Here is a 15,843-nt window from a genome sequence, read left to right as displayed (position 1 = left end):
CATAGGGAACCACATGGTCGCGCGCGCCTATACCGTGGCCTTTGAAGGGGTCGAGGCCAAGACCGTCGAGGTGCAATGCGCCATCACGCCCGGTGTCCCCGCCTTTTCCCTCGTGGGCCTGCCCGACAAGGCGGTGTCCGAGGCGCGCGACCGGGTGCGCGCGGCACTCTCGGCAATGGCCATCGCCCTGCCGTCGCGGCGCATCACCATCAATCTCTCGCCCGCCGATATGCCGAAAGAGGGCAGTCATTTTGACCTGCCCATCGCGCTCGCCCTTTTGGCAGCACTTGAAATCATCCCGCATGATGCGGCCGAGGGGACAACGGCACTGGGCGAGTTATCCCTTGATGGCACGCTTATCGCGGTGATCGGCGCGTTGCCCGCCGCCATGGCCGCCGCCGAGGAACACCGTATCCTGCTTTGCCCCAAATCCTGCGGCCCCGAGGCGGCTTGGGTCGGTGCGGTGCAGGTGATCGCCGCTGCCTCGCTCTCGGATGTGGTGCGGCACTATACCGGACAGGCCCCGATCCCCGCCTCGGACCCCGGCGAGGTGATCGCACCGCCACAGGGCCGCGACTTGCGCGACGTCAAAGGGCAGGAACGCGCCAAACGCGCGCTGGAAATTGCCGCCGCTGGGCGGCACCACCTGATGATGATCGGCACGCCGGGATCTGGCAAATCCATGCTGGCCGCGCGTCTGCCCGGTATCCTGCCACCGCTGTCGGCCCCCGAGGCGCTGGAAACCTCGATGATCCATTCGCTTGCGGGCCTATTGTCAGAGGGGGGCATCAACCGCGCGCGCCCCTTCCGCGAGCCGCATCACACCGCCTCGATGGCCGCCATCGTCGGCGGCGGGCGCAGTGCCAAGCCGGGCGAGATCAGCCTTGCGCATAATGGCGTGCTCTTCATGGATGAGTTTCCCGAATTTCCCCGCACCGTGCTGGAAACCCTGCGCCAACCGATCGAGACCGGCGAGGTCATGGTTGCCCGCGCCAATGCGCATGTGAAATATCCTTGCCGGTTCATGCTGGTGGCGGCGGCCAACCCGTGCAAATGCGGCTATCTCTCTGATCCCGCCCGCGCCTGTTCGCGCGCGCCCAACTGCGGCGAGGAGTATATTGGCCGCATTTCCGGCCCGCTGATGGACCGCTTTGATCTGCGGATCGAGGTGCCGCCCGTGGCCTTTAGCGACCTTGATTTGCCCGCATCCGGAGATGTCTCGGCCACGGTCGCAGGGCGCGTGGCCGCCGCGCGCGCAGTGCAGGCCGCGCGCTATGCGGGCCACGCCCATATGCGCCTCAACGCCGATGCCGAAGGGGCGGTGCTCGATGATGTCGCCACGCCGGACGCCGAGGGGCGCGCCCTTGTCACGCGCGTTGCCAGCCGCTTCGGGCTTACGGCGCGGGGCTATCACCGGGTGTTGCGGGTGGCGCGCACCATCGCCGATCTTGACGGCTCTGATCAGGTGCGCCTGCCGCATGTGGCCGAAGCGGTCAGTTTTCGCATCGCCGGGGTCAAAGAGAGCTGATCCAGGCGGCCAGATCGCGCAGGGTGCTGCGCGCCTCGGGCAGGACATTGTGGAAAATTGGCCAGACATGCGGATGATCGGGCGCGACGGTGAGTGTGCACTGCACCCCCTGCGCCACCAGCGCGGCCTGCATCCGCAGCGTATCATCGCGCAGGATCTCGGTGTCGCCCACGGTCATCCACACGGGCGGCGCGCCGCTGAACACACCAAAAAGCGGCGAGGCGCGCGGGTCGCGCGGGTCTTGCCCGCGTAAGAACATCTCCAGCATCTCGCCGACCCGGCTGGCCGATAGCACGCAGTCGCGCGCGGCATTCTCGGTGACGGACGCGCCGGAATAGGTCACATCGGTAAGGGGCGAAAAGGCAAAGACGCCCAAGGGCGGGGCAAGACCCTGTGCAAGGATTTCATGCAAGAGCGCGAGCGCCAGCCCGCCGCCCGCGCTATCGCCACCGATGATCACCTCCTGCTTGGCCCTCAGCGCGCGGTATGCGGCCAGCGCATCCGCGATCTGCGCCGGAAAAGGATGCTCGGGGGCCAGCCGGTAATCGGGCAAGCAGGCGGGCAGCCCGGTCAGCGCCGAGAGCTTGGCCAGCATCGCCCGATGCGTGCTCGAGGTGCCAAAGACATAGGCCCCGCCATGGAAATAGAGGATCACGGGCGCAGGTCGCGCAGCGCGGGCCCGCGCCCATTGCACCGGCACCCCATCAAGGGTGTCACGCAGAAAGGAACTGCCAAAGGGGGCATGAAAATAAAGCCGCGATTTGAACGCAAAGGACCGCCGGAGGCGGTCCTTGTCATGGCGCGCCAGCGCCGGCTTCTCGAACCAGCGCAACTGGCGGTTCAAGAGGCGCAGCTGCCAGCTCATCCCCGCCGTGTCGCGATCGCATCCCAGATCAGCCCGGCACCATTGGTGCCGTCAAACCGCTCCAGCTCTTGCAGGCCGGTGGGCGAGGTCACGTTGATCTCGGTGAGATAGTCGCCGATCACGTCGATGCCGACGAATATCTGCCCCTTCTCGCGCAAAAGCGGCCCGATGGTGGCGCAAATCTCGCGGTCGCGGGCGGTCAGCTCGACCTTTTCCGCGCGCCCGCCCACATGCATGTTCGAGCGCGTCTCGCCCTGCGCGGGCACGCGGTTGATGGCCCCGATGGGTTCGCCATCCACCAGAATCACCCGTTTGTCGCCCTTGCTGACGGCGGGCAGGTATTTTTGCACGATGAGCGGCTCGCGGCTGAATCCGGTGAACATCTCATGCAGGCTGGCAAGGTTGCGGTCGCTCTCGGGCAGGTGGAACACGCCCGCGCCGCCGTTGCCGTAAAGCGGCTTGAGGATCACATCGCCATGCCGTGCGCGAAAGGCGCGGATCGTCTCGAGATCGCGGGCAATCGCCGTAGGCGGCATGAGTTGCGGGAAATCGAGAATCAGCAGCTTTTCAGGATAGTTGCGCACCCAGAACGGATCATTTGCCACCAGTGTGCCGGGACTCAGCCGTTGCAGGATATGGGTTGTGGTGATGTAGAACATATCGAACGGCGGGTCTTGGCGCAGCCAGACCACATCGAAGGTGCTCAGATCGACTGTTTGCTCTGTGCCCAGCCGAAAATGATCGCCCTGCACCCGTTGCACGGTCAGGGGCCAGCCCCGCGCCGTCACCCGCCCCTCGTCATAGGCCAGCCGGTCGGGCGTGTAGTAAAACAGCTCATAGCCGCGCGCCTGCGCCTCTTCCGCGATGCGAAAGGTGCTGTCTCCGTTGATATTGATCGGCCCGATCGGGTCCATCTGAAAGGCGATTTTCATATCCTGCCCCTTTTCACCGTCTCCTGCCTACATGCGGCAAGAGCGCGGGGCGCGCAATTCAGAAATGACCAAAGGCATTCTCAAGAATGCGCACATTGCCCCGGCCATCCACGATCCCCAGATCAAAACGAACAGAGGCCAATTGCCCCTCGGGCAAAAGGCCCAGATATTCCGACGCGGCGGCGTGAATGCGCCGCATCTGGCCTTGGTGCAGCCGCTCGATGGCCAGATCAAAGCTGGCCGCCTGCTTGACCTCGCAGAAGACATACGTATCGGGCGCGCGCAGGATCATGTCGATCTCGCCACTTTGCCCGCGCCAGCGTTGGTGCAATGCTGTCACGCCCCGCCGTTCGTAGGCGCGCAAAACACCGGCCTCCGCCGCCCGACCCGAGAGATAGGCGCGCCGCCCCCGATCCTGACGGCGCAAGACTAGCGGGGCCACCACAATCGCCGCCCCGCCAATCGCCTCAAAATCAAATGCCAGTTGCCGCATCTCTCAATCCGCCTCTGAATCTCCGCTCTTTGCCAAAGAGAGCGCCCGTTGATAAATCTCGCGCCGGGGCATGCCCGTGTCCGCCGCCACCAGATCCGCCGCATCGCGCACAGAGTGCCCCTTGAGCGCATCAAGCACCATACGGTCTAAATCAACTTCCTTAATTTTCTCCGAACCGCCACGATCAATAATCACGACAATTTCGCCTTTTGGCGGCGCATCGGCCCAGATCAGGGCCAATTCATTGAGTGTGCCGCGCCGGACCTCCTCGAATTTCTTGGTCAACTCGCGGCAGACCGCCGCTGCGCGCGCACCGCCCAACACGTCGGCCGCATCGCGCAGCATCGCCGCCACCCGCTTGGGCGATTCGTAAAACACCAGCGTTGCGGGCACGCTTGCCAGCTGCTTGAGCACCGTCTTGCGCTTGGAGGCGGTGTTGGGCAGGAACCCTGCAAAGAGAAAGCGATCCGTGGGCAGGCCCGCCAGCGTCAGCGCCGTGATCACTGCCGAAGGGCCGGGGGCCGAGACAAGGTCAAACCCCGCCGCGACCGCCGCGCGGCCCAGATCGAATCCGGGGTCTGCCACCATTGGCGTCCCCGCCTCCGAGGCGTAGACCACCGATTGCCCAGCCTCGAGCGCCGCCAGAATCCGTGGCCGCATCTGCCCGCCGTTGTGGTCGTGATAGGGCCAGAGCGGGCGGTCATCGAGCCGCACGCCGTGAATCTCCATCAGCCGCCGCAGGCTGCGCGTATCTTCGGCCACCAGCACATCCGCCGAGGCGAGGATGTCGAGCGCGCGCAGCGTGATGTCGCGCGCGGTGCCGATCGGTGTGGCGATGAGGTAGAGACCACCGGCCAGTTTCTGCTGTTTGGGATTCACCACTGGACCCGCTCCATATGACCGTTATGATTGTCCGCAATCGCGTCTGGCCAAGGGCAAAGCGCAACAAGGGAGTGAGAGATACGCATGTTCGCCGTTTTACACATCATCCGCAAGTCGGTCGCCACCCTGGCGCTTCGGCCTTTCCTGATGCTTGCAGCACTCGTCTTGGCCGCCTGTCAGCCTGTGTCGGTGGCCGCGCCCGGTGGTGGCGGCACGGCACCTTCGGGGCCGGTGCCGGTGGCCTTGCTCGTGCCGCATGGCAGTGCGGATGCGCAAGAGGCGCAGTTGGCGCGCGATCTTGAAAACGCGGCGCGGTTGGCGGTTGCGGACCTTGCAGGCGTGCAGATCGACCTGCGCGTCTATGGCACCGCTGGTCAAGCCGGACAGGCGCAGCAGGCCGCGCTCAATGCCGCCGCTGACGGCGCGCGGATCATCATCGGGCCGCTCCATGCCGAATCGGCCAATGCCGTGGCGGTCGCCATGGCCCCGCGCAACATCAACGTGCTGGCCTTTTCCAACAATCCGACCATTGCGGGCGGAAATCTTTTCATCCTTGGGCAGACCTTTCAGAATACGGCCAACCGGCTTGCGGATTTTGCCACCCGGCAACAGAAATCCCGCATCATGGCGGTCTATTCCGACAATCTCGCGGGTCAGCTTGGCCGCACAGCCATTGAGCAGGCGGTGCGCGACAATGGCGCGACCTTGGCGGGCAGCGTGGGCTATGAATTCTCGCAAGAGGGCGTGATTGACGCCATCCCCAAGATCAAGACTGCCGCCGAAACCAACGCTGCCGATGCGATTTTCCTCACGGCGAATTCCGCGGGGGCCCTGCCGCTCTTTACCCAAATGTTGCCTGAAAACGGGCTTGGCCCGGACCGGGTGCAGTATATTGGCCTGTCGCGTTGGGATACCCCGCCGCAGACGCTTGATCTGCCGGGGGTGCAGGGCGGGTGGTTCGCCCTACCGGACCCGGCCCGTGCAAGCCAGTTCACCCAGCGATTCAGCGCCGCCTATGGCAATGTCCCCCATCCCATTGCAAGCCTGTCCTATGATGGCATTGCTGCGGTCGGGGCCTTGGTCAAATCCGGCAACCGCGAGGCTTTGGGCCGCGCGGCGCTAACCCAATCGGCCGGGTTTCAGGGCGTCAGCGGTGTTTTCCGGTTCCGCCCCGATGGCAGCAACGAGCGCGGTCTGGCCGTGGCCACGATCCGCGACCGGCGCGTGACGATCCTGTCCCCCGCCCCCCAAAGCTTTGGCGGGGCCGGATTTTGATCCCAATGCGCATCATGGCACCAACCTCTGACGAGGGTGCGAAACGTCGGACATGATTCAACTCATCACGGCGCGGGATGATCTGATCTGTCCTGCCGAAACGATTTTCGACATTCCCGCCGTTGCGGCCGAGATCGCGCGGGCCGTGGCCGAGGCGGGGCCAGACATGGGCGCGCTTCGGCGTGGGGTTGTGGCCTGCCTCAGCACACGGATCACCCAAGGCCGCGATGCGATCGCTGAGGGGCTGGCGGCACAGCCGTTTGCCGCGCGTCCCGCCACCCGCTCCTATTGCTGGCTCACGGATTGTGTGATCCTGACCACGCTTGATGTGGCCACCCGTGTCATGCACCCGCTGCCCAACCCGACCGAGGCCGAGCGCATCGCCGTCTTTGCCGTGGGCGGCTATGGTCGCGGCGAGATGGCACCGCATTCCGATGTCGATCTGTTGTTTCTCACGCCCTACAAGATCACCCCCTGGGCCGAGAGCGTGATTGAATCCATGCTCTACATGCTGTGGGATCTGCGGCTCAAGGTCGGGCATTCCAGCCGGACCATCCGGGATTGTTTGCGCCTTGGTGGCGAGGATTACACGATCCGCACAGCGCTGCTCGAAAACCGCTTTCTCGCGGGCGAGGCGGATCTGGCCGAAAAGCTCAACCAGCGCCTCTGGAATGACCTCTTCAAAGGCTCGGAGCGCGCCTTTACCGAGGCCAAGCTCGCGGAACGCGACGCGCGCCATGAAAAGCAGGGCGAGCGCTATATGGTCGAGCCCAATGTCAAAGAGGGCAAGGGCGGATTGCGCGACCTGCAATCGCTGTTCTGGATCGCCAAATACCTGCACCGTGTTCGTGACGTAAGCGAACTGGTGGCCTTGGGCATGTTCACGCCCGAAGAATTCGCCACCTTTTCCAAGGCCGAGAATTTTCTTTGGGCGGTGCGGTGCCATCTGCATCTGATCATCGGGCGGCCCAATGACCAGCTCACCTTTGACATGCAGGTCGAGGTGGCGCAGCGCATGGGCTACAAGGATACCGCCGCCCGGCGTGGGGTGGAAATCTTCATGCAGGACTATTTTCGCCACGCCACTGCCGTCGGCGATCTCACGCGGATTTTCCTGACCAAGCTTGAGGCGACGCAGATCAAGTCTGAGCCGCTCTTGCAACGCCTTCTGCGCCGCCGCAAGACCCTGAAAGAGGGCTATGTCGAGGTGCACGGCCGCCTTGGTATCGCCGATCCCAAAAGCTTTCTTACCGACCCGCTCAATCTTTTGCGCTTGTTCGAAGAGGCGCTGCGCACCGGCCTCTTGATCCATCCCGATGCGATGCTGCTGGTTTCGGCCAATATCCGGCTGATCGACGAGAGCATGCGCAATGACCCGGCCGCGCAAAAGCTTTTTCTCGACCTGCTGCTGAAACATGGCAACCCGGAACGCGCGCTCAGGCGTATGAACGAATTGGGCGTGCTCTCGGCCTTTATCCCGGAATTTGAACCCATCGTCGCGATGATGCAGTTCAATATGTATCACCATTACACGGTGGATGAGCATATCATCCAATGTATCAGCCACTTGGCCCAGATCGAGCGGCGCGAGCTGATCGAGGAATTGCCGGTGTCCTCGTCAATTCTCAAAGAAGGGATCAACCGCCGCGTGCTCTATGTGGCGCTCCTCCTGCATGACATCGGCAAGGGCCGTGAAGAGGATCACGCCATCCTTGGCGCGCGCATCGCCCGCCGTGTCGGGCCGCGTCTGGGGTTGAAACCGCGCGAGGTGGATACCGTTGAATGGCTGGTGCGCTATCACCTTCTGATGTCTGACATGGCGCAGAAACGCGATATCGCCGATCCCCGCACCGTGCGCGATTTTGCCAAGGCGGTGCAAACCCGCGAACGGCTTGACCTGCTGCTCTTGCTGACGGTCTGCGATATTCGCGGCGTCGGCCCCGGCACCTGGAACAATTGGAAGGCGTCGCTCTTGCGCGCCCTTTACCGCCAGACCCGCCGCGCCATGGAAGGCGGGCTTGAAGATCTCAACCGCGAACAGCGCGGCTCGGATGCCAAGCGCAACCTGCGCGAGGCGCTGCCGGATTGGGATGCCAAGGACCTCAAGCATGAGACCTCGCGCCATTATCCGCCCTATTGGCAGGGGCTGCATGTTACCGCGCATGTGGTCTTTGCCCGCCTGCTGCACAATCTGACCGAGGATGAGATTGCCATTGATCTGGCGATTGACGAGGATCGCGATGCCACCCGCGCCTGTTTCGCGCTGGCCGATCATCCGGGTATCTTTTCGCGTCTGGCAGGGGCCTTGGCGCTGGTCGGGGCCAATGTGGTGGACGCGCGCACCTATACGTCCAAGGATGGCTTTGCCACCGCAGTCTTCTGGATACAGGACGCCGATGGCCACCCCTTTGAGGCCGACCGCCTGCCGCGCCTGCGCAACATGATCCAAAAGACCCTCAAGGGCGAGGTGGTTCCCCGCGAGGCAATCAAATCCCGCGACAAGCTCAAAAAGCGCGAGCGCGCCTTTCGCGTGCCCACCCATATCACCTTTGATAACGATGGCTCTGAAATCTATACGATCATCGAGGTGGATACCCGCGACCGCCCCGGCCTGCTCTACGATCTCACGCGGACCTTGGCCGCCAACAACGTCTATATCGCCTCTGCCGTGATCGCGACCTTTGGCGAACAGGTGGTCGATACGTTTTATGTCAAGGATATGTTCGGGCTGAAATTCCACTCAGACAGCAAGCGCGCCGCGCTTGAACGCAAACTGCGCGCCGCAATCGAAGAAGGGGTCGAGCGCGCCTCAGCCTGAGGGGCATTGCGACTCTCTCTGGCAGGGATACGTGCCCCCACAACTTTACATCATATGTCGCGCGGTGACTGCTCGTTATAGGGGGTGGCTGCTCAGCGTCTGTGCAACGTCACGGCTGAAATCGAGGGCATTCTGCCTCGCTACAGGGCCCTTTTTACAAAGGTCTTGATCTGGATCGGATTTACACGCAAACGTTACCCACCGTCAATTTATGTGAACAGTGATGGCTCCCTTTTGACCAACAGGAACAATTCATGGAACCTATTCAACAATCTGTCGTCGCTCAGTGGAATGAGCTTCAGCTTCAAGTAATCCGCGAAGGGGGACCAGCCCCGACACCGACCACCTACCAACTGCACCTTGCAAATGCTGCGATTTATGACGCCTACGCTGCCTTGGCACCGTCGGCCTCTGGTCATTACTCTGACATCGAAACCTCGCTTGAGAATAACGATGCCAACCTCGCCGAAGCGATCAGCTATGCCGCTTTCACGGTGATGAGCCAGCTTCATCCGGCCCGCGCTGCTGATTTCGAGGCCTTCCTTGTCGAATTGGGCTATGATCCTGCCAATGTCTCGACCGATCCGGACACCGCGGCCGGTCTTGGCAATCTGGCCGCGCAAAACGTGTTCGCCGCCCGTGCCAATGACGGCTCGAACGCGGCGAACGGATTTGCCGATACCACGGGCTTCGTGCCGGTGAACGAGGCCGATCCGACCTCGGATCGCGCGCCCGGTGGCGAGAATTTCGATCCCAATCAGTGGCAGCCGCTGCGCGAGCCCAATGGCACGCTGACCGATGACAATGGCATTCCGATTTTCGACAATGACGATCCCAGCACGTTCAAGGATCAACGCGCGCTGACCCCGCATTGGGGCGGCGTTGACAGCTTTGCGCTCGACTCGAACGATCAGTTCCGTCCGCCTGCACCGCCGCAATTGGGCGACTTTTCCGAATATGTCGACGGGCTTGGCAATGTGACGACAGGCGATCAGGCCTATCGCGATCAGGTCACCGAGGTGCTTGAAATCTCTGCCAACCTGACCGACGAGCAAAAGCTGATTGCCGAATACTGGGCGAATGGCCCGCGCGGCGAAACCCCTCCGGGTCACTGGTTCCAGATTGCACAGGATCTTGCACTGCGCGATGGCCATGGCAATGCGCAGGACGCTGAGATGTTCTTTGCGCTCAGCACGGCCATTTTCGATGCCGGGATCGCGACATGGGAGGCGAAGTATACCTATACCTACATCCGCCCCTATTCGGCTATTCGTGATCTGTTCTTTGATCAGGAAGTTCAGGCATGGGGTGGTCCGAACCAGGGCACACAAACCATCCTTGGTCAGGAATGGCTGCCGTATCAGAACGTAACGGCGCCCACACCGCCGTTCCCCGAATTCGTTTCAGGCCACTCGACCTTCTCGACAGCCGCCGCGCGGACCTTGGCCGCCTATCTGGGCAGCGATGTCTATTACGATGGCACCAGCGTCAGCAACTATGATCTCGACGGTGTCGCAGGTGCGGACCTGATTGGCGAATTCATCACCTCCGAGCTGACCTTCGAAGATCGCGCCGACGGCGGTGATCCCATCGTCCTGCGTTGGAACACCCTGAGCGAGGCAGCCCAAGAGGCGGGACAATCGCGTATCTTTGGGGGCATCCACATTCAGGACGGTAACTTGTTCGGTCTCCAAGTGGGCGAGCAGGTTGCGGCCAGCGCCCAAGAGCGTTGGAGTGCTCTCTTCTCGAACGGCGGGTCGTCTCTGACCACATTGTCCGATGCTGGCGAGCTTGCACTGGCGGGCGCTGGCAATGACAGCGTTGCCGGCGGCGCCGGAGATGACACGATCGAAGGCGGCTCTGGTGATGACGTTCTGGCGGCCAGCGCTGGCAATGATGTCGTGCTCGGTGAGGCTGGCAATGACCGCATCGGCGGCGGCTTGGGCGATGATACGATCGACGGCGGTGCTGGCGATGACGTGATCGGCGCGGGCCAAGGCAATGACATCGTCGAAGGCGGTGATGGCAATGACCTGATCAGCGGCGGTGCTGGCGATGACACGCTCAACGGTGGTGCGGACAATGACTCGATCTCTGGCAGCTTTGGCAGCGACAGCATTGACGCGGGCGCTGGCGATGACGTGATTGGCGGCGGCGCAGGCCGGGATACGATCGAGGGCGGCGCGGGCGATGACGTGATCGGCGGCGGCGAAGGCGATGACGATCTCTTCGGCAGTGACGGGAATGACTTTATCGCTGGTGGCGGGCGGAATGACTTCATCCTCGGCGGCGCAGGGGATGACACGATCAATGGCGGTGCTGGCAACGACATCATGTCGGGCGGCGAGGGCGCAGATGTCTTCGTGTTCAACGAATTTGTCGCGGGCAGTTTCGAAAACATCACCGATTTCGAGGCGGGCGTAGATACCGTCTTTATCCGCGTTGATGGCCTCGACAACGGCGGCAACGGCCTTCAGGGCTACCTTGACGCCCTTGGCATTGTCGATACGGACCAAGGTGCGCAGTTCACCGTCAATGATAACGGCGTCCTCTTCGTGGGCGTGCTGGCAGCGGATCTGACGCTCGACAGCTTTACGTTCCTCTGATCATGGGCACGGGGGGGCGGCGCAGGCTGCCCCCTTTTGATCCGGCGAAACGCGGACCAAAGCAAACAAACCAAAGGCCCCGAAAGGGGCCTTTTTCATGCGGCTGTCGTTTGGGGACTATCACTGGTCGGGCTGAGAGGATTCGAACCTCCGACCCCCTGCTCCCGAAGCAGGTGCGCTACCAGGCTGCGCTACAGCCCGACCGTGAGACAGGCGATTATACCGCGTGGCGGGGCATTGCAAGGGGTTTCACGGCCTTTCGCCCGCCCTGCCTGACTGGTCCGAAGGTCGGATTGACAGGGCAGGGAGCTGCGGCGTCTAAAGGGCTATTCCACCACAACGGATATCACCGGAGCCTGCCAGATCACCCACCGCCGCACCCATATCGACAAGGTTCTTGAGGACTCACACTCCGCCTCTGCGCCCGCACGGTCGCGGATCGCGGCGTCGTGGCGGCGCTCGATGCTCAAGCATGGTCTGGACCCGGCCGAACGCCGCGCGCCGGGGCGTGTCGAGGCCAGCGATCTGGCGACGCGCCAAGGCGCGCAGGCGCAATTCCTGCAGGTCGCCGCCCCCAAACTCGACCAGCTTTTTGGCCTTGTCGGCCATTCGGGCTGCGCTGTGCTTTTGACCGATGCCGAGGGCGTCGTGCTCGATCAGCGCTGTGCGCAAGGGGATGCCGCGATCTTTCAGGATTGGGGCCTCTGGCAGGGGGCTGACTGGTCCGAGGCGTCCGAGGGCACCAACGGCATCGGCACCTGCCTCGCCGAGGATCGCCGCGTCATCATCCACCGCGATGAGCATTTTCTGGCGCGAAACACCGCCATGAGCTGTATGGACGCGCCGATCTATGGCGCGGATGGGCGCATCATCGGTGCGCTCGATGTCTCGTCTGCCCGTTCCGACCAGACCGAGGCGTTCAACCGCCTCATCGCCGCGATGGTGGCCCAGACCGCCCGCCAGATCGAGGCCGACAATTTCCGCGCCGCCCATCCGCGCGCCCGCATCCTTTATGCCGACCATGACGAGACCGAGGCCGCGATGCTGCTCGCGGTCGATGCCGATGACATCGTCGTGGGGGCCACCCGCGCCGCGCGCAAGGCGTTCAATCTGGGGGCCATCGGCCCGATCCGACCCATCCCCGCCTCTGATATCTTTGGCCGCGACGAGGGCCCCAGCGGCTTTGAGCGGGCCGAGCGGGCAGCGGTGATTCGCGCCCTTGCCCGTACCTCTGGCAATGTGTCCGAGGCGGCGCGCGCGCTTGGGATCGGGCGCGCCACGCTCTATCGCCGGATGAAACGACTGGGGATCGGTGAAAACCTGCACTGAGGTGTCTCAGTCCTGAGACAGATGGGCATCCCGGTGCCCCGTCCCCCCGGTGACGCAAGCCGGGGTAGGGCGCATGCTCTGGTCATTCCCGGCGGAGGACCGGGCGTAACCGGAGGACCCCCAATGAATGAGATGACCCAAGTCGCGGGCAGCTATGCTTCGCCCTTCAAAACACGCTATGACAATTTCATCGGCGGCACATTCGTGCCCCCCGTCAATGGCCGCTATTTCGACAATATCACGCCCATCACCGGCGAAGTGATCTGCGAAGTTGCGCGCTCTGACGCGATGGATGTGGAACGCGCACTTGATGCCGCCCATGCCGCGCGCGAGGCGTGGGGCCGCACCTCTGCTGCGGATCGTTCCAACACCCTGCTCAAGTTTGCCGATGTGCTCGAGGCCAATCTTGACCTTCTGGCGCAGGCCGAAACCTGGGACAATGGCAAGCCCATCCGCGAGACGACCCATGCCGATATCCCGCTCGCCATCGACCATTTCCGCTATTTCGCGGGCGTCTTGCGCGGGCAAGAGGGCACCATGTCCGAGATCGACCATGACACGGTCGCCTATCATTTCCACGAACCCTTGGGCGTCGTGGGCCAGATCATCCCGTGGAACTTCTCGATCCTGATGGCGGCATGGAAATTGGCCCCGGCCTTGGCCGCTGGCAATTGCATCGTGCTGAAACCCGCCGAACAGACCCCCGCCGCGATCATGGTTCTTGTCGAACTCATCGCTGATCTGCTGCCTGCCGGTGTGCTCAACATCGTCAACGGCATGGGGGCAGAGGTGGGCGCGCCGCTCGCCAAATCCACCCGTATCGCCAAGATTGCCTTTACCGGCTCGACCGCGACGGGCCGCAAGATCATGCAGGCCGCAACCGAAAACCTCATTCCCGTGACGCTGGAACTGGGCGGCAAATCCCCCAATATCTTCTTTTCGGATGTGATGGCCGCCGATGACGCCTTTCTCGACAAGGCGGTCGAAGGCTTTGTTCTTTTTGCCTTTAACCAGGGCGAGGTTTGCACCTGCCCATCCCGCGCACTGATCCAGGAAGACATCTACGAGGAGTTCATCGCGCGCTGCATTGCCCGCGTGAAGGCGATCCAGCAGGGTGACCCGCGCGAGATGGCGACCATGGTCGGCGCACAGGCCAGCCAGCAGCAGTTTGACAAGATTATGTCCTATTTCACCATCGGCGTGGAAGAGGGGGCCGAGGTGCTGGTGGGCGGCGACGCCGCGCGCTTTAACGGCGAGATTGCGGGCGGCTATTACATCCAGCCGACCATCCTCAAGGGCCACAACAAGATGCGCGTGTTCCAAGAGGAAATCTTTGGTCCGGTCGTGTCCGTGACCACCTTCAAGGACGAAGCCGAAGCGCTCGCCATTGCCAATGACACGATGTATGGCCTTGGCGCTGGTGTCTGGACCCGCGATGGCACCCGCGCCTATCGCTTTGGCCGCGCTGTCGAGGCGGGCCGCGTCTGGGTCAACAACTATCACGCCTACCCGGCCCATGCGGCCTTTGGCGGCTACAAGCAGTCGGGAATCGGGCGCGAAAATCACAAGATGATGCTGGATCATTACCAGCAGACCAAGAACATGCTGGTCAGCTACAACCCCAACAAGCTTGGGTTTTTCTAAAGGTTCGCAGGTCACGAGTGCAAGCCGCCGGGGTCTTCTCCGGCGGCAATTTTTATTGGGCTGATGCTGGCCTCAATCGTCAATGCGCGGAATCAAGGCGCGGCACGCGCCGCCGCGCAGCGCCCGTCCGCCCCACCGGGCGGGCGCTTTTGCAACGTCATACACGATTGATAACGCGGAAGTGTTTGGCAAGCATCAAGTGCCAGCCGATAAGGTTGCAACGCCCACCCGGCGGACGGGCGCTGCGCGGCTCATCCCTTGTGGCCATGGCCACCTGCACTCAGCCAAACCTACGCCGTGCACCCCCAACAAAAAAGGCCCGCACAAGTGGCGGGCCTCTCCGTGTTGAACCTGCGTTCGCCTCAGAGGCTCGCGTCAAGCGCCGCCACAATCGCATCGCCCATCTCAGTGGTCGACACCGGCGTCACACCATCCTCACCCAAGAGATCAGCGGTGCGCAGACCGTCCGCCAGCACCTGCTCCACAGCCTTCTCCAGCCGCGTCGCCTCGGCCCCTTGGTCAAACGAATAGCGCAGCGCCATGGCAAAGCTGAGGATACAGGCAATCGGGTTGGCCTTGCCCTGACCGGCAATATCGGGGGCCGAGCCATGCACCGGCTCATAAAGCGCCTTGGGCCGGCCATTGGCCATCGGCAAGCCAAGCGAGGCCGACGGCAGCATGCCCAGCGATCCCGTCAGCATCGCCGCCGCATCCGACAAGAGATCCCCAAAGAGGTTGTCGGTCACGATCACGTCGAACTGCTTGGGCCAGCGGCAAAGCTGCATGGCGCCTGCGTCCGCATACATGTGGCTGAGCTCAACATCAGGGTAATCGGCGTCACGTACCTTTTGCACAACCTCGCGCCACAGCACGCCCGATTCCATCACATTGGCCTTTTCCATCGAACAGACACGGTTGCCCCGCTTGCGCGCCAATTCAAAGGCCGCGCGCGCCACGCGGTCAATCTCGCTCTCGGTATAGCGCTGCGTGTTGATGCCGACCCGCTCATTGCCTTCGGTGAAAATGCCGCGCGGCTCGCCGAAATAGATGCCAGAGGTCAATTCCCGCACGATCATGATGTCGAGACCGGCCACCACATCGCGCTTGAGGCTCGAAAAATCCGCCAGCGCGTCAAAGCATTGCGCCGGGCGCAGGTTGGCAAATAGGTCCATTTCCTTGCGCAGGCGCAACAGGCCACGCTCAGGCTTGACGCTGAAATCGAGGTTGTCGTACTTCGGCCCACCGACGGCCCCCAACAGCACGGCATCGACCTCTTGTGCCTTTGCCATCGTGTCGTCATGCAGCGGCGTGCCGTGCTTGTCATAGGCGGCACCGCCCACAAGATCCTCGGACACGTCAAACGCCATCCCTCGCTTGGCCCCGTACCAGTCGATGATCTTGACCACCTCGGCCATGACCTCGGGGCCGATCCCGTCACCGGGCAGAATAAGAAGCGATGGGTTGCTCATGG

At 62.8% G+C, this 15,843-nt stretch carries 11 protein-coding genes and 1 tRNA gene; 6 read left to right on the top strand and 6 right to left on the bottom strand.

The genetic code is table 11. The annotated features are described in order from the left end of the window. The first annotated feature begins 13 nt into the window (after positions 1-13). The gene (locus tag RAK1035_RS01145; RefSeq protein ID WP_008279036.1) at positions 14-1,528 is read left to right on the top strand and encodes a YifB family Mg chelatase-like AAA ATPase; all 1,515 of its coding nucleotides are present in this window, start codon (positions 14-16) and stop codon (positions 1,526-1,528) included. Here the strand turns inward: RAK1035_RS01145 and RAK1035_RS01140 are convergent. Genes RAK1035_RS01140 through rsmI form a run of 4 tightly spaced genes read right to left on the bottom strand, consistent with a single transcriptional unit; the run spans position 1,515 to position 4,700 of the window. Next, entirely contained in the window at positions 1,515-2,393 is an 879-nt protein-coding gene (locus RAK1035_RS01140) for an alpha/beta hydrolase fold domain-containing protein (RefSeq protein ID WP_008279035.1), read from the bottom strand. The genes RAK1035_RS01145 and RAK1035_RS01140 overlap by 14 nt on opposite strands. Continuing rightward, positions 2,390-3,325, bottom strand: a complete 936-nt coding sequence (gene gshB, locus RAK1035_RS01135) for a glutathione synthase (protein WP_008279034.1) — start codon at positions 3,323-3,325, stop codon at positions 2,390-2,392. The genes RAK1035_RS01140 and gshB overlap by 4 nt, the downstream gene beginning before the upstream one ends. Positions 3,326-3,383: 58 nt before the next feature. Then, positions 3,384-3,818 (bottom strand): YraN family protein, encoded by a 435-nt coding sequence (locus RAK1035_RS01130; RefSeq protein ID WP_008279033.1) that lies wholly within the window; start codon positions 3,816-3,818, stop codon positions 3,384-3,386. Between the two features lie 3 nt (positions 3,819-3,821). Then, the gene (rsmI, locus tag RAK1035_RS01125) at positions 3,822-4,700 is read right to left on the bottom strand and encodes a 16S rRNA (cytidine(1402)-2'-O)-methyltransferase (RefSeq protein WP_008279032.1); all 879 of its coding nucleotides are present in this window, start codon (positions 4,698-4,700) and stop codon (positions 3,822-3,824) included. Between the two features lie 84 nt (positions 4,701-4,784). Here rsmI and RAK1035_RS01120 point away from each other — a divergent pair, with 84 nt between their 5' ends. From RAK1035_RS01120 to RAK1035_RS01110, 3 genes are all read left to right on the top strand, one after another. After that, the gene (locus tag RAK1035_RS01120; RefSeq protein WP_008279031.1) at positions 4,785-5,975 is read left to right on the top strand and encodes a penicillin-binding protein activator; all 1,191 of its coding nucleotides are present in this window, start codon (positions 4,785-4,787) and stop codon (positions 5,973-5,975) included. 52 nt (positions 5,976-6,027) lie between these two features. Then, positions 6,028-8,793 carry a [protein-PII] uridylyltransferase gene (locus RAK1035_RS01115; RefSeq protein ID WP_008279030.1) on the top strand — a complete coding sequence of 922 codons (2,766 nt, stop codon included), beginning with the start codon at positions 6,028-6,030 and terminating at the stop codon, positions 8,791-8,793. Between the two features lie 254 nt (positions 8,794-9,047). After that, positions 9,048-11,399, top strand: coding sequence for a DUF6851 domain-containing protein (locus tag RAK1035_RS01110; RefSeq protein WP_008279029.1), 2,352 nt, complete (start codon positions 9,048-9,050; stop codon positions 11,397-11,399). A gap of 124 nt (positions 11,400-11,523) precedes the next feature. On the opposite strand, the gene RAK1035_RS01105 is transcribed toward RAK1035_RS01110, so the two are convergent. After that, positions 11,524-11,600: transfer RNA gene (locus tag RAK1035_RS01105), tRNA-Pro, on the bottom strand. A 261-nt stretch (positions 11,601-11,861) separates the two neighbouring features. Between RAK1035_RS01105 and RAK1035_RS01100 the strand changes: the two genes are divergently transcribed. After that, on the top strand, positions 11,862-12,728 hold the full coding sequence (locus tag RAK1035_RS01100; RefSeq protein WP_008279028.1) for a GAF domain-containing protein: 867 nt from the start codon (positions 11,862-11,864) through the stop codon (positions 12,726-12,728). A gap of 123 nt (positions 12,729-12,851) precedes the next feature. Beyond that, positions 12,852-14,372, top strand: coding sequence for an acetaldehyde dehydrogenase ExaC (gene exaC / locus RAK1035_RS01095; protein WP_008279027.1), 1,521 nt, complete (start codon positions 12,852-12,854; stop codon positions 14,370-14,372). A 362-nt stretch (positions 14,373-14,734) separates the two neighbouring features. Here the strand turns inward: exaC and leuB are convergent, their stop codons facing one another. Further along, positions 14,735-15,841 (bottom strand): 3-isopropylmalate dehydrogenase, encoded by a 1,107-nt coding sequence (gene leuB, locus RAK1035_RS01090; protein ID WP_008279025.1) that lies wholly within the window; start codon positions 15,839-15,841, stop codon positions 14,735-14,737. Positions 15,842-15,843: the final 2 nt, after the last annotated feature.

It is taken from the genome of Roseovarius sp. AK1035, from assembly GCF_003288315.1.
In the GTDB taxonomy this organism is placed as follows: domain Bacteria; phylum Pseudomonadota; class Alphaproteobacteria; order Rhodobacterales; family Rhodobacteraceae; genus Roseovarius; species Roseovarius mucosus_A.
This window is presented reverse-complemented; position numbering and strand designations above follow the sequence as displayed.